The 26,883-nt window shown below is 72.3% G+C and carries 28 protein-coding genes; 14 read left to right on the top strand and 14 right to left on the bottom strand.

Going from position 1 to position 26,883, the window contains the following annotated elements; all coding sequences use genetic code 11:
• The first annotated feature begins 93 nt into the window (after positions 1-93).
• Together ACTWM8_RS04375 and ACTWM8_RS04370 are read left to right on the top strand one after the other, a co-directional pair.
• On the top strand, positions 94-630 hold the full coding sequence (locus ACTWM8_RS04375) for a GtrA family protein (protein ID WP_446214467.1): 537 nt from the start codon (positions 94-96) through the stop codon (positions 628-630).
• A 63-nt stretch (positions 631-693) separates the two neighbouring features.
• On the top strand, positions 694-1,410 hold the full coding sequence (locus ACTWM8_RS04370; protein WP_446212657.1) for a GtrA family protein: 717 nt from the start codon (positions 694-696) through the stop codon (positions 1,408-1,410).
• Positions 1,411-1,521: 111 nt separating this feature from the next.
• Here the strand turns inward: ACTWM8_RS04370 and ACTWM8_RS04365 are convergent, their stop codons facing one another.
• Both ACTWM8_RS04365 and ACTWM8_RS04360 read right to left on the bottom strand, forming a co-directional pair.
• Positions 1,522-2,094, bottom strand: a complete 573-nt coding sequence (locus ACTWM8_RS04365) for a PH domain-containing protein (protein WP_446212656.1) — start codon at positions 2,092-2,094, stop codon at positions 1,522-1,524.
• A 118-nt stretch (positions 2,095-2,212) separates the two neighbouring features.
• A complete protein-coding gene (locus ACTWM8_RS04360) occupies positions 2,213-3,088 on the bottom strand; it encodes a biotin--[acetyl-CoA-carboxylase] ligase (RefSeq protein ID WP_446212655.1) in 876 nt (291 codons plus the stop codon).
• Between the two features lie 85 nt (positions 3,089-3,173).
• On the opposite strand from ACTWM8_RS04360, the gene ACTWM8_RS04355 reads away from it, so the two are divergent.
• Positions 3,174-4,757, top strand: coding sequence for an acyl-CoA carboxylase subunit beta (locus ACTWM8_RS04355; RefSeq protein WP_446212654.1), 1,584 nt, complete (start codon positions 3,174-3,176; stop codon positions 4,755-4,757).
• A gap of 52 nt (positions 4,758-4,809) precedes the next feature.
• On the opposite strand, the gene ACTWM8_RS04350 is transcribed toward ACTWM8_RS04355, so the two are convergent.
• The 4 genes from ACTWM8_RS04350 to ACTWM8_RS04335 form a co-directional block, all read right to left on the bottom strand.
• Positions 4,810-5,712, bottom strand: coding sequence for a hypothetical protein (locus ACTWM8_RS04350; protein WP_446212653.1), 903 nt, complete (start codon positions 5,710-5,712; stop codon positions 4,810-4,812).
• Positions 5,712-6,203 carry an RNA polymerase sigma factor gene (locus tag ACTWM8_RS04345; RefSeq protein ID WP_446212652.1) on the bottom strand — a complete coding sequence of 164 codons (492 nt, stop codon included), beginning with the start codon at positions 6,201-6,203 and terminating at the stop codon, positions 5,712-5,714. Before ACTWM8_RS04345 ends, ACTWM8_RS04350 begins: the two co-directional genes overlap by 1 nt.
• Positions 6,204-6,264: 61 nt before the next feature.
• Complete coding sequence (locus ACTWM8_RS04340) at positions 6,265-7,248, bottom strand: ketopantoate reductase family protein (RefSeq protein WP_446212651.1); 984 nt, start codon at positions 7,246-7,248, stop codon at positions 6,265-6,267.
• Between the two features lie 25 nt (positions 7,249-7,273).
• The gene (locus tag ACTWM8_RS04335) at positions 7,274-8,017 is read right to left on the bottom strand and encodes a M50 family metallopeptidase (protein ID WP_446212650.1); all 744 of its coding nucleotides are present in this window, start codon (positions 8,015-8,017) and stop codon (positions 7,274-7,276) included.
• Between the two features lie 155 nt (positions 8,018-8,172).
• Between ACTWM8_RS04335 and ACTWM8_RS04330 the strand changes: the two genes are divergently transcribed.
• A complete protein-coding gene (locus ACTWM8_RS04330) occupies positions 8,173-8,925 on the top strand; it encodes a GH25 family lysozyme (protein WP_446212649.1) in 753 nt (250 codons plus the stop codon).
• Positions 8,926-9,002: 77 nt separating this feature from the next.
• Here ACTWM8_RS04330 and ACTWM8_RS04325 read toward each other — a convergent pair whose 3' ends face one another.
• On the bottom strand, positions 9,003-9,233 hold the full coding sequence (locus ACTWM8_RS04325; RefSeq protein ID WP_179803086.1) for a hypothetical protein: 231 nt from the start codon (positions 9,231-9,233) through the stop codon (positions 9,003-9,005).
• A 91-nt stretch (positions 9,234-9,324) separates the two neighbouring features.
• Positions 9,325-11,247, bottom strand: coding sequence for a serine/threonine-protein kinase (locus ACTWM8_RS04320; RefSeq protein ID WP_446212648.1), 1,923 nt, complete (start codon positions 11,245-11,247; stop codon positions 9,325-9,327).
• A 91-nt stretch (positions 11,248-11,338) separates the two neighbouring features.
• Here ACTWM8_RS04320 and ACTWM8_RS04315 point away from each other — a divergent pair, with 91 nt between their 5' ends.
• Both ACTWM8_RS04315 and ACTWM8_RS04310 read left to right on the top strand, forming a co-directional pair.
• The gene (locus tag ACTWM8_RS04315; protein ID WP_154939586.1) at positions 11,339-11,551 is read left to right on the top strand and encodes an acyl-CoA carboxylase subunit epsilon; all 213 of its coding nucleotides are present in this window, start codon (positions 11,339-11,341) and stop codon (positions 11,549-11,551) included.
• A gap of 127 nt (positions 11,552-11,678) precedes the next feature.
• Complete coding sequence (locus ACTWM8_RS04310; RefSeq protein WP_446212647.1) at positions 11,679-12,131, top strand: hypothetical protein; 453 nt, start codon at positions 11,679-11,681, stop codon at positions 12,129-12,131.
• 355 nt (positions 12,132-12,486) lie between these two features.
• On the opposite strand, the gene ACTWM8_RS04305 is transcribed toward ACTWM8_RS04310, so the two are convergent.
• A complete protein-coding gene (locus ACTWM8_RS04305) occupies positions 12,487-12,636 on the bottom strand; it encodes a hypothetical protein (RefSeq protein ID WP_238450465.1) in 150 nt (49 codons plus the stop codon).
• Positions 12,637-13,560: 924 nt separating this feature from the next.
• On the opposite strand from ACTWM8_RS04305, the gene mycP reads away from it, so the two are divergent.
• The 4 genes from mycP (at position 13,561) to ACTWM8_RS04285 (ending at position 16,306) form a co-directional block, all read left to right on the top strand.
• Entirely contained in the window at positions 13,561-14,694 is a 1,134-nt protein-coding gene (mycP, locus tag ACTWM8_RS04300) for a type VII secretion-associated serine protease mycosin (RefSeq protein ID WP_446214466.1), read from the top strand.
• The gene (locus ACTWM8_RS04295; protein WP_446212646.1) at positions 14,691-14,858 is read left to right on the top strand and encodes a hypothetical protein; all 168 of its coding nucleotides are present in this window, start codon (positions 14,691-14,693) and stop codon (positions 14,856-14,858) included. The genes mycP and ACTWM8_RS04295 overlap by 4 nt, the downstream gene beginning before the upstream one ends.
• Before the next feature lie 128 nt (positions 14,859-14,986).
• The gene (locus ACTWM8_RS04290; protein ID WP_280840437.1) at positions 14,987-15,643 is read left to right on the top strand and encodes a Maf family protein; all 657 of its coding nucleotides are present in this window, start codon (positions 14,987-14,989) and stop codon (positions 15,641-15,643) included.
• A gap of 9 nt (positions 15,644-15,652) precedes the next feature.
• Positions 15,653-16,306, top strand: coding sequence for an O-methyltransferase (locus ACTWM8_RS04285; RefSeq protein WP_446212645.1), 654 nt, complete (start codon positions 15,653-15,655; stop codon positions 16,304-16,306).
• Between the two features lie 137 nt (positions 16,307-16,443).
• Here ACTWM8_RS04285 and ACTWM8_RS04280 read toward each other — a convergent pair whose 3' ends face one another.
• The 4 genes from ACTWM8_RS04280 to ACTWM8_RS04265 all read right to left on the bottom strand — a co-directional run bounded on the left by ACTWM8_RS04280 (position 16,444) and on the right by ACTWM8_RS04265 (position 20,273).
• Positions 16,444-17,742, bottom strand: coding sequence for an MFS transporter (locus ACTWM8_RS04280; RefSeq protein ID WP_446212644.1), 1,299 nt, complete (start codon positions 17,740-17,742; stop codon positions 16,444-16,446).
• 58 nt (positions 17,743-17,800) lie between these two features.
• Positions 17,801-18,556, bottom strand: a complete 756-nt coding sequence (locus ACTWM8_RS04275; protein WP_210775783.1) for an ABC transporter permease — start codon at positions 18,554-18,556, stop codon at positions 17,801-17,803.
• Between the two features lie 23 nt (positions 18,557-18,579).
• The gene (locus ACTWM8_RS04270) at positions 18,580-19,539 is read right to left on the bottom strand and encodes an ATP-binding cassette domain-containing protein (RefSeq protein ID WP_446212643.1); all 960 of its coding nucleotides are present in this window, start codon (positions 19,537-19,539) and stop codon (positions 18,580-18,582) included.
• Between the two features lie 122 nt (positions 19,540-19,661).
• A complete protein-coding gene (locus ACTWM8_RS04265) occupies positions 19,662-20,273 on the bottom strand; it encodes a PadR family transcriptional regulator (protein ID WP_446214465.1) in 612 nt (203 codons plus the stop codon).
• A gap of 148 nt (positions 20,274-20,421) precedes the next feature.
• Here ACTWM8_RS04265 and ACTWM8_RS04260 point away from each other — a divergent pair, with 148 nt between their 5' ends.
• Positions 20,422-22,173 carry an acetyl/propionyl/methylcrotonyl-CoA carboxylase subunit alpha gene (locus tag ACTWM8_RS04260; RefSeq protein ID WP_446212642.1) on the top strand — a complete coding sequence of 584 codons (1,752 nt, stop codon included), beginning with the start codon at positions 20,422-20,424 and terminating at the stop codon, positions 22,171-22,173.
• Between the two features lie 157 nt (positions 22,174-22,330).
• A complete protein-coding gene (locus tag ACTWM8_RS04255) occupies positions 22,331-23,770 on the top strand; it encodes a GuaB1 family IMP dehydrogenase-related protein (protein WP_446212641.1) in 1,440 nt (479 codons plus the stop codon).
• A gap of 115 nt (positions 23,771-23,885) precedes the next feature.
• On the opposite strand, the gene ACTWM8_RS04250 is transcribed toward ACTWM8_RS04255, so the two are convergent.
• Complete coding sequence (locus tag ACTWM8_RS04250; protein ID WP_446212640.1) at positions 23,886-24,431, bottom strand: TetR/AcrR family transcriptional regulator; 546 nt, start codon at positions 24,429-24,431, stop codon at positions 23,886-23,888.
• A 91-nt stretch (positions 24,432-24,522) separates the two neighbouring features.
• Here ACTWM8_RS04250 and ACTWM8_RS04245 point away from each other — a divergent pair, with 91 nt between their 5' ends.
• Together ACTWM8_RS04245 and ACTWM8_RS04240 are read left to right on the top strand one after the other, a co-directional pair.
• Positions 24,523-25,044, top strand: a complete 522-nt coding sequence (locus ACTWM8_RS04245; protein WP_446214464.1) for a MarR family winged helix-turn-helix transcriptional regulator — start codon at positions 24,523-24,525, stop codon at positions 25,042-25,044.
• Positions 25,038-26,771, top strand: a complete 1,734-nt coding sequence (locus ACTWM8_RS04240; protein WP_446212639.1) for an ABC transporter ATP-binding protein — start codon at positions 25,038-25,040, stop codon at positions 26,769-26,771. The genes ACTWM8_RS04245 and ACTWM8_RS04240 overlap by 7 nt, the downstream gene beginning before the upstream one ends.
• Positions 26,772-26,883 lie beyond the last annotated feature (112 nt).

Genomic DNA, 26,883 nt, shown 5'->3' with positions numbered 1-26,883 from the left:
TTACGACCCGCGTCGACAGTGATCCGGGCCGGCTCGCCGTTGCTGCGCGTCCGGCTCGCTCCCGACCGGTACGCTCGGCGGGTGGCCGCGACGATGACCGGGGACCAGCCAGGGTCTCCGCAGACCCGCCCGGGTCTGGTCCGCACACTGCTGGACCGCTTCGGTCACCTCGTCCGCGAGCTGAGCAAGTTCGCCACGGTGGGCGGGATCGCCTTCCTCATCGACTTCGCGTTCTTCAACTACCTGACGACCGTGCGTGACGTCGAGCAGGTGACCGCCAAGACGATCTCCACCGTCATCGCGGCCAGCGTCGCCTTCGTGGGCAACCGGTTCTGGACCTGGCGCCACCGCAAGCGCTCCAACCCGGCCCGCGAGTACGCGCTGTTCTTCTTCTTCAACGGGGTGGGCCTGGGCATCGCCGTGGCCTGCCTGGCGATCAGCCGCTACGGCCTGGGCAGCATCTGGCCGGGGGTGTTCCAGACCCCGCTGGCCGACAACATCGCCAGCTTCATCGTCGGCACCGGCCTGGGGACGCTGTTCCGGTTCTGGTCCTACCGACGGTTCGTCTTCGTGGAAGCGGGAATCCCCCCGGTTCCGGAGGCGGCGCACGACCGGCCGCCGGGGGCGTGACCTGCCGCCCACCTCGTCCGGCCGGGACCTGCCGGCCCCAACCACTGCCCTAAGGTGTTCCGCATGCGTCTTGTCCGTCTGCTGCCCGAGCGCTGGCAGAAGTTCATCCACGAGGCGCTCAAATTCGGCGTCGTCGGTGGCATCAACACCGTCATCAATTACGCGGTGTTCAATGTCCTGGCACTCACCGTTTTTGTCAACGGTCAACTGAAGGCGACCGTGATCGCCACCGTGGTGGCGACGATCACGTCGTATCTGATGAATAGGCACTGGACGTACCGGGATCGACCGAAATCCGCGTTGAAGCGGGAATACGTCCTGTTCTTCCTGTTCAACGCCACCGGCCTGCTGATCGAGCTGGGCGTCCTCGCCGCCGCCAAGTACGGCCTGGGCGTGAACAGCCTGCTCGCGCTCAACGTGGCTAAGACCGGCGGCGTGCTGCTGGCGACCATGTTCCGGTTCTGGTCGTATCGGACGTTCGTGTTCCAGCCGGTACCCGCGCACGCCGAGGAGACCTGGCACACGATCCGCCGGGACGAGTGGGACACCATGGCCGAGCTGGACCCGGTGGCCGAGCTGGCCGAGTCGGTCAGCGAGCTGGAGGAGGCCCAGCAGCAGGCGGCGCAGCGCCCCGGCGGCGCGATGGCCGAACCGGTCTTCCCGCAGCCGACCGGACGTCCCGCCCCGCTGGAAGCCGGGCTGGGCAGCACGGTCGGCGCCGACCTCGACGCCGAGCTGGCCGCGGAACTGCACGCCGGCACCCGCCGCCCCCGCCGCTGACCCCGCCGCCCGGGGCGACCCGGGCACCCGAATGTCGCCATGTGGCGGTGTCCGAACGGACACCGCCACTTCCGCGAACCGGGGTCGATCAGGCCGGGGTCGGGCCAGGAGTCAGCTGGTGGGGTCGCGCAGCGGCTTGCCGTCGCGCATGTCGGCCAGGATGTCGCGCATCTCCCCGTCGCCCAGCGAGTGCTTGTCGTGGTGGGCCTCGACCAGCTCGTAGAGCTTGGTCTGCACCTGGCCCACGGACGGGACGTCGCGCAGCACGGACTGGCCGCGCTCGCCCGCCGACTCGATGGTGAGCGTGCCGCAGCCGAGCAGCCGCTCGACGAAGCGCTGGCTCATCGCGTGGTCGTTGATCCGGGTGAGCGGGATGTCCCGCCGGTCCCGGGAGAGCACGCCCTGCTGCAGCAGCACCCGCTCGTTGGTGAACAGGTAGTGCGTGGTGCGCCAGACCAGGAACGGCCAGAGGCCCAGCCAGAGCGCCAGCACCAGGGCCAGCCCCGCGATCACGTACAGCGCGATCGTGGCGCCGTCGCCGTCGGGCAGCAGGACCCAGCCCGCCACCACGGCGGTGACGCCGAGGACCAGCACCAGGATCGGTCGCAGCAGCGCCTTCCAGTGCGGGTGCAGATGCAGGACGACGTGCTCGTCCTCGGTGAGCACGTCTTCGGGAAACGCCACGGGGAACCTCCTCGGCACGGATCGGACGCGCTGACCGTAACCGGTCACCGCGATCCGCCGGATCAGCCGCGCGGCCCGATCGCGGCGCCGCGCCCGAACCGGACCGCCACCCGAGCGCTCAGCGCAGGTGCAGCACGTCCCCGGCCGCCAACCGCCGCTCCCCGGCGCCCGTGTCGACCAGCAACTGGCCGTCGGCGTCCACGCCGGTGGCGAGGCCGGTCAGCTCGGCGCCGTCGGGCAGCAGCACCCGCACCCGGCGGCCGACGGTGGCGCAGGAGGCGACGTAGGCCTCCCGCAGCCCGCTGGCCACCGCGTCGCCGCCGGCGGTGCGCCAGCGGTCGTACCAGTCGGCCAGCGAGCGGAGCAGCGAGCGCAGCAGCGGGTCCCGGTCGGTGGCCGTCGCGCCGGCCAGTTGCAGCGAGGTGGCCGGCAGGCCGGTCGGGTTCTCCGGCAGCTCGTCGGCGCGGAGCGTGACGTTGAGCCCGATCCCGAGCACGATCGCCGGCGGCTCCGCCGGGGACGTGCCCGGCACCGCCTCGGCCAGGATGCCGGCGCACTTGGCGTCGTCGACCAGCAGGTCGTTCGGCCACTTCAGCCGGGTCTCCAGCTCGGCCAGCCGGGCCACCGCCTCGACCAGCGCGACGCCGGCGAGCAGCGGCAGCCAGCCGTACCCGGTGACGGGGGCCGGCGGCCAGCCGCGGTCGGCGACGGCCTCGCCGGGCCGGAGCAGCACGCTGGTCGCGATGCCGGCGCGGGCCGGCGACTGCCAGACCCGGCCGCGCCGGCCGCGCCCGGCGGTCTGCCGCTCGGCGACCACCACCAGGCCCTCCGGCTCGCCCGCCCGGGCGGCCGCCACCGCGTCGGCGTTGGTGGAACCGGTCTCGGCCCGCAGGTCGAGCCGGCGCCAGGGCCCGTGCGGCGCGGTCAGCGCGCGGGCCAGCCGCGCCGCCGACAGCGGCGGGCGCTCCAGATCCGTGTACGGCGAGCCCGGCATCCCGTCAGCCTACGGGCCCGGCGACGGAGGGTATTGAGGCGTACTGCACAGCGGCGTCGTCCTGAACCATCGTTATATTCCCTGGGTGACTACCGAGACCGGGATCAACATCCACAGCACCGCGGGCAAGCTGGCGGACCTGGAGCGACGGGTCGACGAGGCGGTGCACGCCGGGTCGGCGCGCGCGGTCGAGAAGCAGCACGCGCGGGGTAAGAAGACCGCCCGGGAGCGGATCGAGCTGCTGCTCGACGAGGGCTCCTTCGTCGAGCTGGACGAGCTGGCCCGGCACCGGTCGACGGCCTTCGGGCTGGAGAAGAACCGCCCGTACGGCGACGGCGTGGTCACCGGCTACGGCACCGTCGACGGCCGGCAGGTCTGCGTCTTCGCCCAGGACTTCACCGTCTTCGGCGGCTCCCTCGGCGAGGTCTTCGGCGAGAAGATCGTCAAGGTGATGGACCTGGCCATGAAGATCGGCTGCCCGGTGGTCGGCATCAACGACTCCGGCGGCGCCCGGATCCAGGAGGGGGTCGCCTCCCTCGGGCTCTACGGCGAGATCTTCTTCCGCAACGTCCGGGCCAGCGGCGTCATCCCGCAGATCTCGCTGATCATGGGCCCGTGCGCGGGCGGCGCGGTCTACTCCCCGGCGGTCACCGACTTCACCGTGATGGTCGACCAGACCTCGCACATGTTCATCACCGGCCCGGACGTCATCAAGACGGTCACCGGCGAGGACGTGGCGATGGAGGAGCTGGGCGGCGCCCGCACCCACAACTCGCGCAGCGGCAACGCGCACTACCTCGCCACCGACGAGGAGGACGCGATCGAGTACGTCAAGGCGCTGCTGTCGTACCTGCCGTCGAACAACCTCGACGAGCCCGTCGTGTACGAGGCCCCGGCCGACCTCGACATCTCCGAGGAGGACCGGGAGTTGGACACGCTGATCCCGGACTCGGCCAACCAGCCGTACGACATGCACCGGGTCATCGAGCACGTGCTCGACGACGGCGAGTTCCTGGAGGTGCAGCCGCTCTACGCGCAGAACCTCGTGATCGGCTACGGCCGGGTCGAGGGGCGCCCGGTCGGCGTGGTGGCCAACCAGCCGATGCACTTCGCCGGCACCCTGGACATCGCCGCCAGCGAGAAGGCCGCCCGGTTCGTGCGTACCTGCGACGCGTTCAACATCCCGGTGCTGACCTTCGTGGACGTTCCCGGCTTCCTCCCCGGCACCGGCCAGGAGTGGGACGGCATCATCCGGCGCGGCGCGAAGCTGATCTACGCGTACGCCGAAGCGACCGTCCCGAAGGTCACCGTGATCACCCGCAAGGCCTACGGCGGCGCGTACGACGTGATGGGCTCCAAGCACCTCGGCGCGGACCTGAACTTCGCCTGGCCGACCGCGCAGATCGCGGTGATGGGCGCGCAGGGCGCGGTGAACATCCTCTACCGCTCGGACCTGGCGAACGCCGAGGACCCGGCCGCGGTCCGGGCCGAGAAGATCGCCGAGTACGAGGACACCCTGGCCAACCCGTACATCGCCGCCGAGCGCGGCTACGTCGACAGCGTGATCCCGCCGCACGAGACCCGCGCCCAGATCGTCCGCGCGCTGCGGGTGCTGCGCACCAAGCGGGAGACCCTGCCGCCGAAGAAGCACGGCAACATCCCGCTGTAGCGGGCGTTACCGGAGATCCCCGCGTCCCTGGTGGTCGCGGGGATCTTCCAGTTCAGCAACGCGGGTCGGCGGCGACGCAGAGCCGACCGGCGGCGGTGCGACCGAGCCCCTCCAGGTCGGCCTGGCTCAGGCCGGGGCCGGGACGGGTGCCGTCGGCCTGGAGGGTGTCCGGCCCGGTGGTGATCACGGTGACCAGGTCGCCGACGCGTACCACCAAGGTGGCCTCGACCGGCGGGAGCTTGGCCAGGGTGCGGCCGTCGGCGACGCTGACCGGCGCCAGCGACACGTGGCGCAGCAGCACGGACTCGTCGCCGGCGAAGCCGCTGACCGGCCTCTCCCAGCGGTGCTGGGTCACGGTCGGCACCGTCCCGCCCCCCAACTGCCCGGATCCCCTGATCTCCCACTTCGCGCAGGCGTCGAGCAACAGGGCGACGGTGCCGAAGAGCAGCCGGCTCTGCGTCGGGTCGATGCGGTAGACGTCCTGGGTGAGCACCGGTGGCGCGACCCCGTCGACCGCCGGCCGCAGCAGGGTCTGCGACCGCGAATAGCGAGACGTCGCTGCCGTTGCCGACGGCACACCCCGCTCGCGGCCGCACGCCTCCAGCACCGGGTCGACCCGCACCGCCTCGCCCAGGCCGGCCTCACTGATCTGCACGTCGGTCTTGAGCCGCACGTCCCGCGCCGAGAGCATCGCCTCCCACGGGATCTCGGCCGGCCCGGCGGCCGCCGTCGCGGGGACGGCCGCCACCGGCGGCGCGGGAGGCGCCGGCGTCCCTGACCGGGCCGCCGCCAGGTATCCGGAGCCGGAGAGCACCGCGAGTACGGCGGTCGCCGCCAGCGTCGCCGTACGCCGGCTGCGTCGCCGGGCCCGGGCGCGGATCTCCGCCGGCTCGGCCCAGCGGACCCCACCGAGGTCCCGGTGCAGCCGGTCGACGAAGCTCAGGTCCTCACGCATCAGGCCTCCTCCAGGTCAGAGACGGCGAGCAGCCCGGCCAGCGCGGTGCGCCCCCGGGAGAGCCGGGCCTTCACCGTGCCGACGGGGGCCTCGGTCTGCCGGGCCACCTCGGCCACGGGCATGCCGAGCAGGTAGTACAGGGCGAGCGCGGTGCGCTGCTCCTCGGGGAGCCGACGCAGCGCGGCGACCACCTCGACCGTGTCGACGCCGGGGCCGGGCACGCTCTCCTCGACTCCGTGCCGCAGATACGCCCGGGCGCGGCTGCGCAGGCTGCGCCAGCGGCTGACCGCGATGCGCGACGCCACCACCCGTACCCACGCCTCCGGGTCGTCGTACCCGCTCACCGTCGGCCAGCGCTGCCAGGCCCGGATGTACGCCTCCTGGACGGCATCCTGCGCCTCGGTCACGTTTCCGGTCAGCACGTAGACGAAGCCGAGCAGCCGTTGCCGGCTGCCCCGGTAGAACTCGTCGAACCCGTCGACGTCGGGCACGTGCTCACCTCCCGTGGCGTTCGGAGGAGACACGCGCGGCGGCACCACGCCGGTTGCCGGATCAGCCGATCATCTCTGCCAGCTCCGCGGGCGGGAAGCCACCGGCCGGGATCCGCTCCCGGGCCGCCCGGCGCACCGCGTACGCGACGGCGGCGTTGGCCGGGGTCGGCACCCCGTGCAGCCGACCGAGCAGGACGATCTCGCCGTTGAGGTGGTCGACCTCGGTGGAGCCGACGCCCCGGGCCAGGCTCTGCCAGGTGGAGCTGCCGGACCGCTCCTGCCCGTCGACCGGCCGGTGCCCGACCCGGTCGCCCCGCTCGGCGGCCTCCTCCTCGGTGCTGGTGTGCGCGATCCCCGCCGCGGCGAGCACCGCCTGCCCCTCTACGCGGACCCGGTCGCGCAGGTCGGTGGGGACATCGCCGCCGAGCAGCGCCTGCAGCCCGTTGCCGAGGTTGGCCAGCAGCTTGCCGTACTTCCACCGCATCACGTCGTCGCGCACCGGGGCGACGAAGCCGGCGTCGGTGAGGTCGGCGGCCACCGCGTGGTCCAGCGGGTCCGAGCCGGCCGGGTAGCGCCCGAGGTGCAACATCCCCGGGTGCGGGTACCCGTTGGCGACGACCACGCCCGGCTCCAGGTGGGTGGCGGGCAGCCAGACGCAGACCGCGTGCACCCGGGCGAAGAGCCGCAGCGCCGCCGGCTCGTTGGCCACCCCGTTCTGGGCGGTGAACAGCGGCAGCCGCTCCCCCGCCGTGCCGCCACCGGCGACCGGCGCGTCCGCCCAGGCGGCCAGCGCGGCCGGGCTGTCCTGCGACTTGACGGTGAGCACCAGGACGGTGTCGGCGGGCAGCGGCCGCTCCCCGGGAGCGTCGGTGGCCGGCCCGCGCCAGGTCGCCGTGCGGTCCGGGGTGCGCAGGGTCAGCCCGTGCCGCCGGATCGCGTCCAGGTGCGCGCCGCGGGCCACCAGCGTCACGTCGTGACCGGCCTCCCCCAGCCGTACGCCGATGGTGCCGCCGACCGCGCCCGCCCCGATGATCACGTACCGCATGCGGCCATTCTGCTCCCCCGACCGGTCAGAGGGTCAGGCCGGCGTCGGTGAGGATCGGGCCGGTGAGCAGCGCCGCGCCGACGGCCAGGGCGAGCAGGTTCACCAGGGCGAACACGGTCACCCAGAACAGCGCGGGGAACGGGGTCAGCCGGGCCAGCTGGTCGGCGTCGGACTGCGGCATCCGGCCCCGGCTGCGCAACCGTTGCAGCTCCACCACCGGCCGTACCCCGCCGAGGAGCAGGAACCAGACGCCGGTCCAGGCGAAGGCGGCCTGCACCTGCGGCGAGGCGTACCAGGAGACGGCGAGCACCACCCCGCCGGTGACCAGCAGCGACAGCACGCCGAAGACGTTGCGGATGAGCACCAGCATGGCCAGCAGCAGCACCACCGCGAGCCAGAGCAGCAGGGTGATCCGGTTGCCGCCGAGCAGCCAGGCCCCGGCGAGGCCGACCAGCGACGGGGCGACGTATCCGGCCAGCAGGGTGAGGATCATGCCGGGGCCGGTGGGGCGGCCGGCGGAGAGGGTCAGGCCGGAGGTGTCCGAGTGCAGTCGGATGCCGTGCAGCCGGCGCCCGGTGAGCAGGGCGGCGAGGGCGTGGCCGCCCTCGTGCGCGATGGTCACCGCGTTGCGGGCGACCCGCCAGGGCAGCCGGGTGGCGACCACCACCAGCGCGACGACGGCGGTGACCAGGACGAGCAGCGGGGGTGGGTCGGGCTGCGCGCCGAGGAGTCTGTCCCAGAGGTCGCCCAGCCCGTCGATCGACACCATGGGCGGGGAGCCTACCGGCACGCCGCGGCTGACCGATACCGATCAGGGGCGAGCCACATACGGGCATCGATGAAAATTTCCTTAACCCCTCTTGCGATCTAGGGCAACTACCTCCAAGGATTGGCGTCAATCAATCGACGACCCCGGAGGCATCCATGACCCGTCCCACGTTTTCGCTGCGCCGGCTCCTCGCCGCCGGCCTCACCGTCGTCGCCACCGCGGCGGCCGCCCTCGTCGCCACCGCCGGACCGGCGGCCGCGGCCACCACCCCCGGCATCGACGTCTCCCGCTACCAGGGCGCCATCAACTGGACCAGCGTCCGCAACTCCGGAATCCAGTTCGCCTTCATCAAGGCCACCGAGGGTACGAGCTACAAGGACCCGAACTTCAACAGCAACTACGTCAACGCGTACAACGCCGGGGTGATCCGCGGGGCGTACCACTTCGCCCGGCCGAACATCTCCGCCGGCTCGACCCAGGCCAACTACCTGGCCTCCAACGGCGGCGCCTGGTCGGCGGACAGCCGGACCCTCCCGGCGGCGCTGGACCTCGAGGCCAACCCGTACGCCGGCGGCTACTGCTACGGCCTGAGCACGACCGGCATGCGGAACTGGGTCCAGGACTTCCTCAACACCTACCGGTCCCGCACCGGCCGGTACGCGGTCATCTACACCACGACGAGCTGGTGGAACCAGTGCACAGGCAGCTGGAGCGCGCCGTGGGCGAACCACCCGCTCTGGATCGCCCGCTGGTCGAGCACCGTCGGCACCCTGCCGGCCGGCGCCCCGTTCTGGAGCTTCTGGCAGTACACCAGCACCGGCTCCGTCTCCGGGATCAGCGGCAACGTCGACCGCAACTACTGGAACGGCGACCGGACCCGGCTGATCGCGCTGGCCAACAACACCTGATCCGCAGCCCCGCACGCGTCGGCGGCAGCGGGACCGGTGATCAACCCGGTCCGGCTGCCGCCGTCGTCCGTTCGCGTTCAGGCCCTCCGTCGCGTGGCCATCGACACGGGCACGGCCTCCTCGCCGGCCAGTGCGGACCGCCGGGACAGCCGCCAGGCGGCGACTGCGGCGGCGGTGACCGTCACGACGGCGAGCAGCGCGACCAGCGCCGGCATACCGGCACTGACCAGCAGCAGGACGATGTCGCCGAGGGCGACGAGCATCCACAGTGCCAGCCGCGGGCGGGCGTCCTTGCGTCGGTAACCCATGTCGTGCCTCCTTCCGTCGTCGCGGGAGAGATACCCCGGACGACGGAAGGTCATGCGAATCCGATTCCCACGGATGCGATTCCCGTGCGCGTCAGCCCTGACGGTCGGGCTTGAACCCCTTGACGATCTGGTCGAACGTGGCGAGCTGCGCCGTCCAGTCCTTCTGGGCGACCTCCCACCGGATGGCGTAGCCCCGGTCACTGGCCGTGGCGAAGCCCCGGTTGCGGACATGGATGCGGGTGTTGTCCCGGGTCTCCAGCCACTCCCAGTCGGCGCAGGTCCGGTACCAGTCGCAGCGCTCGATGCTGAGGTACTGGTAGTTGTTGACCAGTCGCTTCCGGTTCGGTTCCTGCTGCTGCCAGTCGGCGACCGCGTCCCTCTTCGGCGAGGAGCCCCACTGGATGAGCATCTCGCCCACTCCGTTGTCCTGCCGGAAGACCGCCGTGTTCGAGTTGATCTGGCCACCGCGCCAGCCCGGCGGCAGCGGCACGGAGAAGGTCGGCCCCTTGTGCAGGGTCCAGCCGGCCGGCAGCGCGTTCGGGTCGGTCGACGGGGTGGCCGAGGGCGTCGGGCTGGGCGGGGCGGCGCTGGGCTGCGCGGGAGCGCCCGGCGCGGACGTCGGAGCGGCGACCGACGAGGTCGCGGCGGCGCCGGTCGGGCCGGCCTGCTGCCCGCCCTGCTCCGGGTCGTCCTCGCCCCGGCCGAGCAGCGGCACGAGCACCGCGAGACCGACCAGCAGCGCGAGCACCAGCGCGCCGATCAGCAGGTTCCGCTTCTGCCGGCCGCGCTTCGTCCCGTCGTACACGGCACCGGGAATGCGCTCGGCCGGCGCGGGCGCCGGGCTCACCGGAGCCGGCATGACCGACGTGGGGCTGCTCGGCTTGTTCGGCCGGTCCACCTTCGCCGTCGGCTCCGCGTCGGCGGCCGGCCGCGGCGGGTCGACCTTGGCGGTCGGCCCGGCGTCGACGCTCGCCGGCGCCTTGCTCGTCTCGTCCTCAGTGGTGGTGGCGGCGACGCCGGCCGCCGTGGCGGCACCCGCCGCGGCCTGCTCGGCTCGCGGCGCGGGCGGCTTCGGGGTCGACTCGGCGCTCTGCTCGGCCGGACGCGGGGCCGGCACCAGCGGCTTGTGCGGCTCGCGCGGACCGTTCGGCCCCGGCCGGCGTACGCCGTCCAGCAGCGAGATCCCCTTGGCGCGCTTGCCGCCGGCCCGGCGCAGCAGGCGCTCGGCCACCTCGGCGGTGATCCGCTCGGTCGGGTCCTTGCGGAGCAGGCCCTGGAGCACCGGCTTGAGCGGCCCGGCGTTCTTCGGCGGCGGCAGCGGCTCGGTGGCCAGCGCCGCCAGGGTGGCGATCGCCGACGGCCGAGCGTACGGCGACTTGCCCTCCACGGCGGCGTAGAGCGTCGCGCCCAGCGACCACAGGTCCGCCTCCGGACCGGCCGTGCCGTCCTTGGCCCGTTCCGGCGCGATGTACGCGGGCGAGCCGAGCACCATGCCGGTGCGGGTCACGTTCGGGTCGCCGGGGATGGTGGCCAGACCGAAATCGGTCAGTACCACCCGGCCGTCGTTGCCGAGCAGGACGTTGCCGGGCTTGATGTCGCGGTGCATCACGCCGGCCTTGTGCGCCGCCTTCAGCGCGCCGAGCACACCGAGCCCGATCTCCACCGCGCGTGCCGGCGACACCGGGCCGTCCTCGGCGAGAGTGTCCTGCAACGACTTCGACGCGACGTACTCCATGACGATCCACGGGTCGCCGTCGGTACGCAGCACGTCGAAGATGCGGACCACGTTGACGTGGTTCAGCCGGGCGATCGCCCGGGCCTCACGCAGGGAGCGTTCCCGCATCTCGCGGCGCTCGTCGTTGGTGAGACTGGGTGGCGGGACGAGCTCCTTGATGGCCACGTCCCGGTGCAGCACCTCGTCACGCGCCTTCCAGACCCGGCCCATGCCGCCCTGACCGAGCGGCGAGATGAGCCGGTACCGGTCAGCGACAAGTTGGGGAAGCGCGTCAGACATCGGAGAGACGGTACCCGGCGTCACCGATGCTCACACCGCCGGCACGCCACTGTGCGGTGAAGGTCAAGTTCGCGACGCGTACGCTGACGCCATGTCTGCCGAAGAGCCGCTGTTCCGCGTCGTCCGGGGCGTCCCGACCGCCGACGAGTTGGCCGCGCTGGTGGGTGCGATCGTCGTCCGGTCCCGACCGGCCGCCGCGCCCGCGCCGGTGGCCACGTCCGCCTGGGCGCGCAGCGCCCGGCCGACCGTCGCGGCGCCCTCCGCCGGACCCGGCGCGTGGCGCGCCTCCGGCCTCCCCCGCTGACCCTTCCGCCAATCCGACCGGACTGAGCTGGGGCGTAGCCACGGTGATGTCCTCAGGACTGCCGAGATCGCTCCGCACCCATTAACCTCACTCAGGGAAACGGGGCCGTGACGGGTAGGGAGGATCGATGATCCCTGAGGACGACCGCCCAGCTTCCTGGCTGCGCGACTACGGCGGCATCGAGGCCGACATCCGCCAGATGAGCGAGTTCGCCGACCGGCTCCAGGCCGAGGTCGAACGCAACTACGCGCCACACCTGTCGTACATCGCCGACGACATGAAAGCCCCCGTACCCAACCCCTGCGACGCCTTCGTCGAGCTGGTGCAGTTCCTGCACGCCCACTGGGAGACCCAGCAGGCCACGGCGAACATGGTGCACGACCTGGGCGGAGCCACCGGCCACCTGGCCTCGGCGGCCGGCCGGATTGCGGCCGACTACCGGGGCGCCGACGCCTTCGCCTCGGCCAGGGTCGCCGACGTGGAGGCGGCGCTCGCCAACCCGTACTCCACCATGTCCGGTGGCCGGACCCGGCTGCCCGACCCCACCGGCCCGAACGGCGGGCCGGTGGTGCTGCCGTGATCGACAGGGGCAGCGGCCGGACGTCCGGCGTCACCGACTGGCAACTGATGGACGTGCTCAGCATGTGGGCCTGCGTCCAGGACCACGAGACCCAGGGGCACTGGAAGCAGGTCGCCGGCTGGCGCAAGGTCTGCGACCTCGCGATGAACCACCTGCGGCGGCTGCACGAATATCGGCGCGGCCTGGCCGAGGCGTGGCCCCCGGAGACCAACGCGGCCGCGCGGGCGTACCTGGGCGAGCTCGACCAGCTCATCGACCGCGTCCAGCACACCCACGACGCCGCCGCCGCCAACCACGACGCGCTCGCCGCCGCCACCCGCGCCATCGACAGCGCCCGGCCCGAGCTGAAGAACCTCTACGAGCAGTACTCGACGAAGCTCCAGCAGAAGCGGTCGTACGAGGCGACGCTGGCGGATCCGAAGGCGGCGGCGGGCAGCCGGGTGGTCGATCCGCCGGTGACGGACGTGGAGTTGGAGCAGCTGAACACGAAGGCCCGGGGAATCATGTACGGGCTAAGCAGCGAACTCCAGCAGGCCCAGGTGATGCTCCGCCAGCCTCCTTCGCGTCCCGCTCCTGGTAGGCAAAATGAAAACCCTGATGCCTATGGGGTCGGCCCAGCTCCAATCATTCCTCCGGTTGTGCCCGTGCCGGTTGCAGCTTCGGTTGGGACGCCGTCAGTAAGCCGACCCAAGGTCATAGGGCCTGTTCCCGCGCCAACCTCACCAAATGTCGGCCCCGTGCTCGGCGGGGCAGGTACCGGGCTTGCCTCAACCCCGAGCGCCCCCGGACCGCTTGGCCTGGCACCGACAGGCCCAATCAACTCGTCAACTGCCATCGGGATACCGCCCACTCTGCCGTCAGTGACCGGCGCTCCTTCCAGTCGGCCTGCCAATGCGGGTGGAAGATCGGGCCAGGCTGGACCGGTCAACCGTCCGGCGGGCGGCGGAGCGAACCAAGCCCCGCATGGCGCACGCTCCGTTCCGCCACGGCCTATGCCGCCGGGCGGCTTGATCGGTGGCGTTCCAGGCATGACCCTCGGGCAGCCAGGTGGAGGTGCCTCACCTCGCCGGGTAAATCCGGTGGGTGGCGTTATCGGGGGAGGTGGAGCCGGAACGGCTCCTACCGGCGCAGCTGGCTCTCGCCCTGGTGGAGGTCGGGCCCAGCTCAACGGATCACACGGAATGCCTCCCATCGGCGGGGCACCTGGTATGGGCGGCGGTGCTCACGGAATAAGTGGGGCAAGCGGAGGTCCGTGGGGCCGGCAAACAGTTGAGGGTGAGTCCCGACGTTGGGACCCTGACCATCCATGGGAAACGGACGAGGGGGTGGACCCGGTGGTCCGCCCTCCAGACGACGAGGGTCCCATTGACCCAGGCCCGGCCATCGGCTTTGCCCGGTGAGCGATCGCGCCACCTCGCTTCTTTTGCCGGTGCTGCTCCTATCAACGGCGGTGGGTCTTCAGCCAACTGCTCCGGCCCAGGCGGCCCCTAATCCGACAGGGGCAGAGCGGGTGCGAGGTGACCAGTGGCATCTGCGTTTTCTGAACGTTCCCGAGGCGCATCGAATTAGTCGAGGCGAAGGAGTTACTGTCGCAATACCCGACACTGGAGTCGATCCTCATCCTGACCTGCGAGGAAACCTTCTCCCAGGGACCGACATAGTTCCTGGCGGCTGCGGGGACGGCCAGCAAGATCGAGACAGCCACGGCACCGCGATGGCCGGGCTTGTAGCCGCGCACGGGCAAGGCGCGAATACCGGCGCGTTGGGAATCGCACCTAAGGCGAAGATCTTGCCAATTCGCGCAAGGGTCCGCAATCTCGAGGGAGACACCGAGAACCTTGCTGCCGGCGTCGAGTGGGCGACCTCGAACGGCGCCGATGTGATTAGCATCTCCGCTGCAGCTGGGGCAAGTGTGCGGCTTCAGCGAGCGATAAGAACGGCGCTGCAAGCAAACATTGTCGTGGTCGCGGCAGCCGGTAATCGCCCCGAAGACATAGGAGTTGGCTATCCGGCGTCGGAGGAGGGGGTCCTTGCGGTAGGTGGCGTCGACCAGGCTGGCGCACATGCGGCCGTCGCCGTAACTGGATCAGAGATCGACGTCGTAGCTCCGGCGGTGAGCATCTATAGCACCAGCTACGACGGGAAATACTCGGAGGGCAGCGGAACATCCAGCGCCACCGCCATAGTCGCAGGAGCCGCAGCTCTGATCCGAGCCAAGTATCCGCATCTGCCGGCAGAAGAGGTGGTACACCGCCTGACAGCGACTGCGGTCGACAAGGGGGCGCCGGGCCGTGACGATGAGTACGGCTATGGGGTTATCGACCTGGTAGCAGCCCTCTCAGCAGACGTACCCCCGCTCGGCTTTGAGTCGCTGACGGCAAGTGCACGGCCCGACGGCGGCCTGACCGCAACGGCCGGTTCGGAGCCGGCCAGCGATGCCGACGACGGAGCAGCCAGACGCGGACTCGCTGCCTTGGGCGTGATCGTGGCAGCAGCAGGCGGCTACCTGCTCTGGCGGCGACGCCGCGATGCTGACGACCCGCCGCCACGGATCAGCCGTTGACGACCGGCGCACGCCGCTTCCGGGTGGACGAGGTGTTCGACCTGACCGCCCGGCTCGGGCTCGTCGCCCGCGGGACCACGCTCGACAACACACTGGTCGGCGCGCTCAGCTCCGTGGACGAGCTCACCGGCGCGCGTGCCCGAGTCATCGGCTTCCCACCCTGACGACACCACGCAGCGGCCAGCATCGCTGGCCTACCAGGTCGGGTCTGGGCAGTGCAGGTTGTCTCCGGGTCCTGATGCCCGGCCGGTCGCCCGTCCGTCTCCGCAGCCCAGCCGGTAGCGTCGGAATCGTGCCGAACTCCCTGCCGCTGCGCCTCGTGCTCGCCAGCCAGAGTCCCGCCCGTCGCAAGCTCCTCCAGGCCGCCGGGATCGAACCCGACGTGCTGGTGAGCGGCGTCGACGAGTCCCAGGTGGTCGCCGATCGGGCGGAGGATCTCTGCCTGGAGCTTGCCCGTCTCAAGGCGCTCGCGGTGCTCGACCGGCTGCGCGCCACCCCGGACGAGCGCACGCTGGTGCTCGGCTGCGACTCGGTGCTGGCCTTCGACGGGGAGATCCTGGGCAAGCCGGCGGACGCCGCCGACGCCACGGACCGCTGGCGGCGGATGCGCGGGCGCAGCGGGGTGCTGCACACCGGGCACTGCCTGATCGACGTGACGCACGAGGCGCGAGCGGAGGCGGTCGCGTCGACGGTCGTGCACTTCGCCGACATCAGCGACGAGGAGATCGCCGCGTACGTGGCGACGGGCGAGCCGCTGGCGGTGGCCGGGGCGTTCACCATCGACGGGTTGGGCGGGGCGTTCCTCACCGGCATCGAGGGTGACCCGGGCACGGTGGTGGGGCTGTCCCTGCCGCTGCTGCGTCGGCTCCTCGGCGAGTTGGAGCTGAGCATCACGGACCTGTGGACGAAGGTCGCGCCGGGGGGCCAGGAGGTCGAACATCTCGGCTAGCGTCCGTTCATGACCACCAAGCCGTTGCCGCTGACTCCGGAACTGCACGCCTACCTCGTCGCTCACGGCTCGCCGCCGGACGAGATCATCCGCGACCTGGCCGAGGAGACGCTCGCCGCCCTTCCAGATGAGGCGATGATGCAGGTGGCGCCGGAGCAGGCCGCGTTCCTGACCTTCCTCACCCGGCTGCTCGGCGTGCGACAGGCGGTGGAGGTGGGCACCTTCACCGGGCTCTCCTCGCTGGCGATCGCCCGGGGGCTGCCCGAGGACGGCCGGCTGACCTGCTTCGACATCTCTGAGGAGTACACCGGCATCGCCCGGCGGTACTGGGAGCGCGCGGGCGTCGCGGACCGGATCGAGCTGCGCATCGGCCCGGCCGGGGAGACGCTGCGCGAGCTGCCCCAGGAGCGGCACCTGGACTTCGCCTTCATCGACGCGGACAAGACGGGCTACCCGGTCTACTGGGACGAGCTGGTGCCCCGGATGCGTCCGGGTGCGGTCATCGCGGTGGACAACACGCTGCGCGGGGGTCGGGTGCTCGCCCCGCAGAACGCCGACGACCGGGCGATCGCCGCGTTCAACGACGAGGTGCTGGCCGACGTGCGCGTCGAGGCGGTCATGCTCCCCATCGCCGACGGCGTGACCCTCGCCCGGGTCCACTGACCCACCTTGCGGCGTGTCGCGGTGTCGAGCCGCCCGGACACCGCAACACACCGCAAACCGCGCCGCACCAAACCGCGCCGCGCCGAGGACGGGCGGGCGCGGCGCGCGCCGAGGCGGGGGTGGCTGGCGGCGGAGGGTCAGGCGCCGACCAGGGTCGGGGCGCGGTCGTCGTCCGTCGGTGCGGCGCGCAGGGCGCGGCCGAGTCGCACGGTCAGCAGCAGGGCGGCGGCGATGAAGCCGGGCAGCAGCAGGAAGGCCAGGTGCGGTCCGATCCCGTCGGCCACCGCGCCGAGCGCCACCGGCGCGATCCCGAAGCCCACCCCCATCGAGTACGCGGACCAGCCGGCCGCCTTGTCGGCGGCCGGCCCGGCGACGGCCAGCGCGATCGAGATCGCGAGGGGGTAGTGCAGCGCGTTGCCGAGCCCGAGCACCACCAGGCCGGTGACGGCGAGCCAGCCGACGGGCGCGAGCCAGAACAGGACGAACCCGGCCAGCGACACGGTCAGCGCGCCGAGCAGCAGCGGGGCGGGCGGCCAGCGCAGGGCGATCCGGCCGCCGGCCAGCCGGCCGAGGAACATGCCGCAGACGATCGCGGCGACGGCGGCCGAGGCGGAGGCGGCGGTCATCCCGGCGTGCGAGCGGAGCACGTCGGCGGTCCAGAGCGACAGGCAGACCTCGATCGAGCCGGTGACCGACATCAGCACCCAGGCGATCCAGTACGCCCGGGGCAGCCGTCCGGCCACGCGGTCGGCCGCGCCGGCACGGCCGCTGAGGGGTACGGGGACGTCGTCGGCCCGGGTCGCATCGGCGGGCGCCGCCGCCGCGGCGGTCGCGCCGACGGGGTCGGCGGCAGCCGCGGCAGCGGGGGCGGCCTGCGGCGGGCGTACCCGGGAGAGGCGGGCGGCGAGCGCGACCAGCGCGATCAGCCCGACCTCGACGGCCATCACCGGCCGCCAGCCGAAGCCCGCGTCGACGCTGGCGCCGATGACCAGCGGGGCGAGGATGCCCATGCCGGCGCAGACGGCGTTGGCCTCGGTGAGCGCGGCGGGCGCGGCGGGGCCGTGCCGGGCGGTGAGGACGACGGCGACGCCGCTGACCACGATCATGCCGGCGGTGGCCACGGCGGCGACCGCGGCGAGGGTGGCGGGCAGCGGGCGGAGCAGGCCGAACGCGGTGACGCCGGCGGCGACCCCGGCCAGCCCGGCCCAGATCGCGGCGGCCCGGCCGATCCGCCGGGCCAGCGGGGCGAAGAGCGCCCCGCCGAGCAGCGCGCCGACGGCGATGGCGGTGCTGTGCAGGCCGGCGACGGCGGCGCTGGTGCCCTGCTCGTCGCGGAGCAGCGGTACGACGGGGCCGAACCCGTAGAGGAAGAAGCCCCACAGCCCCAGCTGGGCGTAGGTCAGCCAGGTGGTCCTGTCATGGGTGAGGCGGGGCACTGGCCTTACGCTACAAGCGCCTGGCCGGTGCCCCGCCTCAGGTGAGAGGCAGCTCTCGTCAGCGGACGCTGCGGGCGAACTGCCGGGCGGCCCAGATGACGCCGGCGACGGCGAGCACCGCGGTGATGGTCAGCCCCTGCCACACCTTGTCGTTGCCCAGGTCCCCGGCGAAGAGCGCCCGGGTGCCGTCGACCGCCCAGGAGAACGGGTTCCAGTCGGCGATGCCCTGGAGCCAGCCCGGAGCGAAGGTGAGCGGCAGCAGGATGCCGGAGAGCAGCAGCACCGGCTGGGCGACGGTGTTCATCAGCGGGGCGAGCGCGTCCTCGCTCTTGACCTTGAGCGCGACACCGTAGGAGACGGCCGAGGTCATCAGCGCGATCAGGGCGAGCATCAGGTACGCCAGCAGCAGGTCACCGATGAAGACGCGCAGGTCGAACAGGAGCGCGAGCAGGGTGATGATGACCGCCTGCACGAGCAGCGAGACCACGTCCCGCAGGGAGCGGCCGAGCAGCAGGGCCAGCCGGCTGACCGGGGTGACCCGGGAGCGTTCGATGACCCCGGCGCGCAGCTCGGCGATCAGGCCGAAGCCCTGGAACAGGCCGCCGAAGATGGCCAGCAGCACCAGCAGGCCGGGTACGAAGATCTTGTAGGCGGCGGCCTGGGTGGGCGCGTTCAGGGCCGGCTTGAGCAGCGGGGCGAAGAGCAGCAGGTACATCACCGGCTGGAAGACGCCGACGAAGACCCAGACCGGGTTGCGCAGCAGCAGCTGGATCTGGCGCTGGAAGATGAGCCAGGTGTCGCGGGCGAGTTTCATGACGATTCTCCTGTGGTGGATGCTCAGGACTCGCGCAGCGAGCGGCCGGTCTTGGTGAGGAAGACGTCGTCGAGGCTGGGGCGGTGCAGCTCGATCGACGAGAGCGTGAGTCCGGCGGCGTCGAGCCGGCGGAGGATCTGCGGGATGGCGGTGGCCCCCTCGTCGACGTAGAGGCGCAGGCCGCCCTCGTCGGCGGTCTCCAGCTTGTTGACGAACTCCTCGCCGTCGAGCAGCTGCACGGCCTGCGGCGTGCTGGCCACGTCCAGGCCGACCAGCACCACGTCGCCGGAGATCTCCCGCTTCAGCTCGGCCGGGGTCCCCTCGGCGACCACCTCGCCGTGATCCATGATCGCGATCCGGTCGCAGAGCGCGTCCGCCTCGTCGAGGTAGTGCGTGGTGATGAAGACGGTCATGCCCTCAGTGCGCAGCCGGCGGATCTCGTCCCACATGTGCGCGCGGCTCTGCGGGTCGAGGCCGGTGGTCGGCTCGTCCAGGAAGACGATCTTCGGCTCGTGGATGATGCCGAGGGCGATCTCCACCCGGCGCCGCTGGCCGCCGGAGTACGTCTTGCACTTGCGGTCGGCGTACTCGGTGAGCTGGAAGGCGTCGAGGGCACGGGCGGCGCGGCGGTGCGCCTCGGCCTTGGCGATGCCGTACATGCGGGCGTGCAGCACCAGCTCCTCGCGGGCCGTGGACTCGTCCCAGGTGCTGCCGCCCTGGGCCACGTAGCCGATCCGGCGGCGCACCTCGGCCGGGTCCTTGCGCAGGTCGGCGCCGGCGATGGTGGCCTCGCCACCGTCGGGCTCGATGAGCGTGGCGAGCATCCGCAGGGTGGTGGTCTTGCCGGCGCCGTTGGGGCCGAGGAAGCCGAAGATCTCGCCCTCGGCGACCTGGAGGTTCACCCCCCGTACGGCGTCGACCGTCTTCGTCTCCCGACCGGCACGGGAGCGGAACGACTTCCGCAGCCCCCTGGTCTCGATCATGTCTGCTCCTGGTCGTCCGGGCCGGACGCGCCGGCCGCCTGTCCCCCGGGGCCGCCGGACGGCGCGCTCCCCCGTGGTGCGCGAGAAGGCTAACGCGATATAGCTCTTGTGGTCAACGTTGATTATTCCGCGTTCACGTCGCGGGGCGGCGCGCCGTCGGTCCATCCCGACCAGCCCTCCGCCCCGGCGAGTCCAGCAGGCAGGTACGACACCCCGGACTCGATCCGCTCGGCGATCCGATCGCACCAGGCCACCTCCGCCTCGGCGCGGGCCGCCCAGAGCTCGAACATCCAGGCCACGTGCACCGGCTTGGTGTTGCGCATCCAGTCGGAGTCCAACGAGGCACGCATCGACTCGACACCGGCGCGCAGCAGGTTCGCCCGGTTCCGCAGCGCGGCGGCGGCCTCCTCGCGGGGCATCGCGGGCAGGAAGGAGAAGGCCGCGACGAACGGGTCCGGCGTCTCGTGCAACTGCCACCACAGGCCGCGCAGCAGCGTCTCGAACTCGTCCTCCCCCTTCGGCGTCACCTCGTAGGTGGTGCGGGCCGGACGGGCGCCGACCTGCTCGGTCGCCACCTCGCGCAGCAGCCCTTCCTCGGTCAGCTTGCGCAGGGCGTGGTAGATCGATCCGGGTTGCACGTTGGCCCACCGGTCGGCGTTCCAGCTCAGCAGCTCGCGGCGCACGTCGTAGCCGTGTACCGGTTGCATCCACCGGACCAGGCCGAGAATCATCATCCGAGTCGCAGACACCGGACAAGCGTAATAAACAAGTTTGACTAGGGCGCGGCCGGAACAGTGCGCCATCCCACACTGAGCGATCGTTAGGGCCATCAGAGTGACCGATACACTCCCGGTCAACGACCTCCCGGGAGGAGCCCTCAAGGTGCGCAAGGTACTCATCGCCAACCGCGGCGAGATCGCCGTCCGCGTCATCCGCGCCTGCCGCGACGCCGGCCTGGGCAGCGTCGCCGTGTACGCGGACTCCGACCGGGACGCCCTGCACGCCACGCTGGCGGACGAGGCGTACGCCCTCGGCGGCGACACCGCGGCCGAGACGTACCTGCGGATCGACAAGCTGATCGACGTCGCCGCCCGGTCCGGTGCCGACGCCGTGCACCCCGGCTACGGCTTCCTCTCCGAGAACGCCGACTTCGCCCAGGCCGTCATCGACGCCGGGCTGACCTGGATCGGCCCCACCCCGCAGGCGATCCGCGACCTCGGCGACAAGGTGACCGCCCGGCACATCGCCCAGCGGGCCGGCGCGCCCCTGGTCCCCGGCACCCCGGACCCGGTCGGCAACGCCGACGAGGTGATGGCGTTCGCCATCGACCACGGCCTGCCGGTCGCCATCAAGGCGGCCTTCGGCGGCGGCGGGCGCGGCCTCAAGGTGGCCCGCACCATGGAGGAGATCCCGCACCTGTTCGAGTCGGCCACCCGCGAGGCGGTCGCCGCGTTCGGCCGGGGCGAGTGCTTCGTCGAGCGGTACCTGGACAAGCCCCGGCACGTCGAGGCGCAGGTCCTCGCCGACCAGCACGGCAACGTGATCGTGGTCGGCACCCGGGACTGCTCGCTGCAGCGCCGGCACCAGAAGCTGGTCGAGGAGGCCCCGGCGCCGTTCCTCACCGCCGCGCAGCGCACCCAGATCCACGAGAGCGCCAAGGCGATCTGCCGGGAGGCCGGCTACCACGGCGCCGGCACCGTGGAATACCTGGTCGGCGTGGACGGCACCATCTCCTTCCTGGAGGTCAACACCCGGCTCCAGGTCGAGCACCCGGTCACCGAGGAGACCGCCGGCGTCGACCTGGTCCGCGAGCAGTTCCGGATCGCCGACGGCGAGAAGCTGCGGTTCTCCGAGGACCCGACCCCGCGCGGGCACTCCATCGAGTTCCGGATCAACGGCGAGGACCCGGGCCGCAACTTCCTGCCCGCCCCGGGCACCATCACCGCCCTGCGCCTGCCCACCGGGCCGGGCGTGCGGGTGGACACCGGCATCTCGGCCGGCGACGTGATCGGCGGCAACTTCGACTCGCTGCTCGCCAAGGTCATCATCACCGGCGAGACCCGGGCCGAGGCGATCGAGCGGGCCCGCCGGGCGCTGGACGAGATGGTCGTCGAGGGCATGGCCACCGCGCTGCCGTTCCACCGGCTGGTCGTCCGGGACGAGGCGTTCACCACCGAGCCGTTCACCGTGCACACCCGGTGGATCGAGACCGAGTTCGACAACACCGTGCCGCCGTTCACCGCCGTCGCCGGCGCCGCCGAGGCGCCGGCCGGTCGCGAGACCGTCGTGGTCGAGGTGGCGGGCAAGCGGCTCGAGGTCAGCCTCCCCGCCGGCCTCGGCGCGGGTACGACCAGCGCCGCGCCCGCCGCCCGCAAGCCGGCCCGCCGGGGCGGCGGCGCCAAGGCCGGCGCGGCGGTCAGCGGCGACGCGCTCGCCTCTCCGATGCAGGGCACCATCGTCAAGATCGCCGTGGCGGACGGGGACACCGTCGCCGAGGGCGACCTGGTGGTGGTGCTGGAGGCGATGAAGATGGAGCAGCCGCTGCACGCCCACAAGGCCGGTACGGTCAGCGGGCTGTCGGCCGAGGTCGGCGCGGTGATCACCGCCGGCGCGGCGATCTGCACCATCGCCTGACCCGGTCGGCACGGCTTCCCGGGCACCCGGGGAGGGCATCGGCCCGCCCCTGCCCACCGGCTGTACCGTCGCCCGCCGGCGGGGGGCGGCGGCCCGGCGGGGGTGGTTTGGGACACCAGCGGCGGCGGACCGGGCCCCGAGCAGGAATGATGGCCGGGTGCGGTTCCTTCATGGCGCGGTCCCCGCGCACGACCTGACCTACAACGACGTCTTCATGGCGCCGGCCCGCTCCGAGGTGGGCTCGCGACTCGACGTCGACCTGGCCACCGGCGACGGCACGGGCACCACCATCCCGCTGGTGGTCTCCAACATGACGGCGGTGTCCGGCCGCCGGATGGCGGAGACCGTCGCCCGGCGCGGCGCGATCGCGGTCATCCCGCAGGACATCCCGATCGAGGTGGTGGCCAACGTCGTCGCCTGGGTCAAGCAGCGGCACCTGGTGCACGACACGCCCATCACGCTCGGCCCGACCGACACCGTCGGCGACGCCATCCACCTGCTGCCGAAGCGGTCGCACGGCGCGGTGATCGTGGTCGACGAGGCGGGCCGCCCGCTCGGCGTGGTCACCGAGGCGGACACCGTCGGCGTGGACCGCTTCGCCCAGCTGCGGCACGTGATGTCGACCGAGCTGCACACCGTGCCGGCGGACGCGGACCCGCGTACCGGCTTCGATCGGCTGTCGGCCGGGCGGCGGCGGCTGGCCCCGGTGGTGGACCCCGACGGCCGGCTGATCGGGGTGCTGACCCGGCAGGGCGCGCTGCGCGCCACCCTCTACCGGCCGGCCGTGGACGACCGCGGCCGGCTGCGCATCGCCGCCGCCGTCGGCATCAACGGCGACGTGACCGGCAAGGCGGAGGCGCTGCTGGCCGCCGGTGTGGACACCCTGGTGGTGGACACCGCGCACGGCCACCAGGAGCGGATGATCTCCGCGCTGCGGGCGGTACGCAAGCTCGACCCCGCGGTGCCGGTGGCGGCGGGCAACGTGGTCACCGCCGAGGGCGTACGCGACCTGGTGGAGGCGGGAGCCGACATCGTCAAGGTCGGTGTCGGTCCGGGTGCCATGTGCACGACCCGGATGATGACCGGCGTGGGCCGGCCGCAGTTCTCCGCGGTACTCGACTGCGCGGCGGCGGCCCGGGCGCTGGGCCGGCACGTCTGGGCGGACGGCGGCGTGCGGCACCCCCGGGACGTGGCGCTGGCGCTCGCCGCCGGGGCGTCCAACGTGATGATCGGGTCGTGGTTCGCCGGCACCTACGAGTCCCCCGGCGACCTCTACACCGAGCCGGACGGCCGGCGGTACAAGGAGAGCTTCGGCATGGCCTCGGCGCGGGCGGTCAGCGCGCGTACCGCCGAGGACAGCGCCTTCGACCGGGCCCGCAAGGCGGTCTTCGAGGAGGGCATCTCCTCGGCCCGGATGTACCTGGACCCGACCCGGCCCGGTGTCGAGGACCTGATCGACGAGATCATCGCCGGGGTACGCAGCGCCTTCACCTACGCGGGCGCCCGCAGCCTGGACGAGTTCCACGAGCGCGCGCTGGTCGGCGTGCAGAGCACCGCCGGCTACACCGAGGGCATGGCGCTGCCCACCAGCTGGTGACCACCCCGCCCGACGCGGGCGGTTGACCTCATTTGCGGCGTGTCGCGGTGTCCGGGTGACGGGACACCGCGACTCGCCGCATCCGGGGTGGATCATCCCGGGCGGCGGGCCGGGGTCACTCGAAGAGGCGGCGGATGACCGCGCGGGCGGTCTGCTCGGGGTCCCGGCCGGCCTCGGGCGGCAGGGCGCCGGCCAGCCAGAGGGTGGCGAACCCGTGCACGATCGACCAGGCGGCCAGGGCGTCCCGGTCGGGGGCGGCGGCGGGCAGGGCGGCCAGTCCGCCGCGCAGCACCGCGCGGGCCCGGTCCCGGGCGGCCCGCACCTCGGCGTCGTCGCCCCGGTAGAGGTCCGGCTGGAACATCACCTCGAAGTGGGCCCGGTGGTCGACGGCGAACCGGACGTACGCCACCCCGACCTCCAGCAGGTCGTCGCCGGCCCCGCGCAGCTCGTCGGCGAGGCGGTCGTACCCCTCGACGGCGAGCGCGGTGAGCAGACCGGCCTTGTCGCCGAAGTGGTGGGCCGGAGCGGCGTGCGACACGCCGGCGCGGCGGGCCAGGTCACGCAGGCTCAGCGCGGCCGGCCCGGACTCCTCGATCGCCTGGACCGCCGCGTCGAGCAGGGCCCGCCGCAGGTCGCCGTGATGGTAGCCGCGCGTCGTCATGCCGGGCAGCATAACTTGCCAACGACAAGATGCAATGTCGGATATTAGTTTGGCCCCTGACGATCCGGGGGCTAACGTCAGCGCCGTGCACATGGAACCCCTGGCCCGATTCCCGGACCTGCTGCGTAACGCGCCGATGGGGCGGCTGGTCTCGGTCGCCGGCCACCTGGTCGACCAGCACTGGGGTCGCTACCTGTCCGAGCACCACGGCCTCACGACCGCCGGGATGCGGGTGCTGTTCATCCTGTCCCGCACCGGCGAGACCACCCACCGGGACGTCGCCGAACGCTCCTTCGTCCGGCCCGCCACCCTCACCGGGATCGTCGACACCCTGGAGCGCGACGGCTTCGTCGAGCGGCACCGGGCGGGCGCCGACCGCCGGACGGTGCAGCTCGCGCTGACCGACAAGGGACGCGAGCACGTGCAGGCCCTCTTCGACCTGATCCACAGCGACACCCCGCTGACCTCCGTCGACGCCGACCCGGCGAAGAAGGCGGTGATCCGCGAGTTCCTGACCGAGTTGATTGTGACCATGTCCGACGGGGAGGACACCCGGTTGAACCCGGCAGACCAGGAATCCGACGAGGCGAGACCGGGAGGCCGCCCGTGCTGATCCGCCTACTGCGGAATCATCTGCGCCCGTACCGCCGGCCACTGGCCGGGGTGGTGCTGCTCCAGTTCGTCGGCACGATGGCCTCGCTCTACCTGCCGAGCCTCAACGCCGACATCATCGACCAGGGCGTGGCCCGGGGCGACACCGACTACATCATGCGTACCGGCGGGTGGATGCTGCTGGTCAGCCTGGTCCAGATCGCCTGCTCGGTGGCCGCCGTCTACCTCGGCGCGCGGACCGCGATGGCCTTCGGCCGGGACGCCCGGGCCGCCGTCTTCGCGCAGGTCAACCGCTTCTCCGCCCGGGAGGTCGCCCGGTTCGGCGCGCCGTCCCTGATCACCCGCAACACGAACGACGTGCAGCAGGTGCAGATGCTCGTGCTGATGAGCTGCACCATGCTGGTCGCCGCGCCGATCATGTGCGTCGGCGGGATGGTGATGGCGCTGCGGGAGGACCTCGCGCTCTCCCGGCTGATGCTGGTCTGCGTGCCGGTGCTGGCGATCGCGCTGGGCCTGGTCGTCCGGCGGATGGTGCCGGGATTCCGGGAGATGCAGACCCGGATCGACACGGTCAACCGGGTGCTGCGCGAGCAGATCACCGGCATCCGGGTGATCCGGGCGTTCGTCCGCGAGCCGTACGAGACGGACCGGTTCGGCGTCGCCAACGCCGACCTCACCGCGACGGCGCTGCGGGTCGGCCGACTGATGGCCCTGATCTTCCCGGTGATCATGCTGGTGCTCAACGTCTCCAGCGTCGCGGTGCTCTGGTTCGGCGCGCAGCGGGTCGACGCCGATCAGATGCAGATCGGCGCGCTGACCGCGTTCCTGCAGTACCTGATGCAGATCCTGATGGCCGTCATGATGGCCACCTTCATGCTGATGATGGTGCCGCGCGCGGCGGTCTGCGCCGAGCGGATCGTCGAGGTGCTGGACACCGAGTCGTCGGTGGTGCCGCCGGCCGATCCGTTGATCGCGATGACCAGGCGCGCCGAGCTGGAGCTTCGCCGCGTCGCCTTCCAGTACCCCGGGGCGAGTGCTCCGGTGCTGCACGACATCTCGTTCCGGGCCGGGCCGGGCCGGACCACCGCCATCATCGGGTCCACCGGCGCCGGCAAGACCACCCTGCTCACCCTGGTCCCCCGGCTGGTCGACCCGACCGCCGGCGCGGTGCTGGTCGACGGCGTGGACGTGCGGCTGCTGGAACCGGACGAGGTGTGGCGCCGGATCGGGCTGGTGCCGCAGCGGCCGTACCTGTTCAGCGGAACGGTCGCCAGCAACCTCCGGTACGGCAACCCGGACGCCACCGACGAGGAGCTGTGGCAGGCGCTGGAGATCGCCCAGGCGCGGGACTTCGTGGCCGAGATGCCGGGCGGGCTGGACGCCCCGATCGCCCAGGGCGGCACGAACGTCTCCGGCGGTCAGCGGCAGCGGCTGGCGATCGCCCGGGCGCTGGTCCGCCAGCCGGAGATCTACCTCTTCGACGACTCGTTCTCGGCGCTGGACCTCGGCACCGACGCCCGGCTGCGGGCGGCGCTGCGGCCGGTCACCGCGGACGCGGCCGTGGTGATCGTGGCCCAGCGGGTCTCCACGATCGTCGACGCCGACCAGATCATCGTGCTCGAGGACGGCGGCGTCGTCGGCACGGGACGACACGAGGAACTGCTGAAGAGCTGCCCGACGTACGCCGAGATCGTCGCGTCCCAGCAGACGGCGGAGGTGCCGGCGTGAGCAAGCCCGACGAGCGGACCACGCAGGCCGGTGACGGCCGGGCGCCCGTACCCGAGCAGAAGGTCCCGGAGGCACGGACGCCGAAGCGGCTGCCCCCCGGCGGCCAGCGCGG

This window comes from Micromonospora sp. IBSANI012, assembly GCF_052814045.1.
The sequence above is the reverse complement of the archived record's forward strand: the minus strand, read 5'-3'. Positions and strand labels throughout refer to the sequence as shown.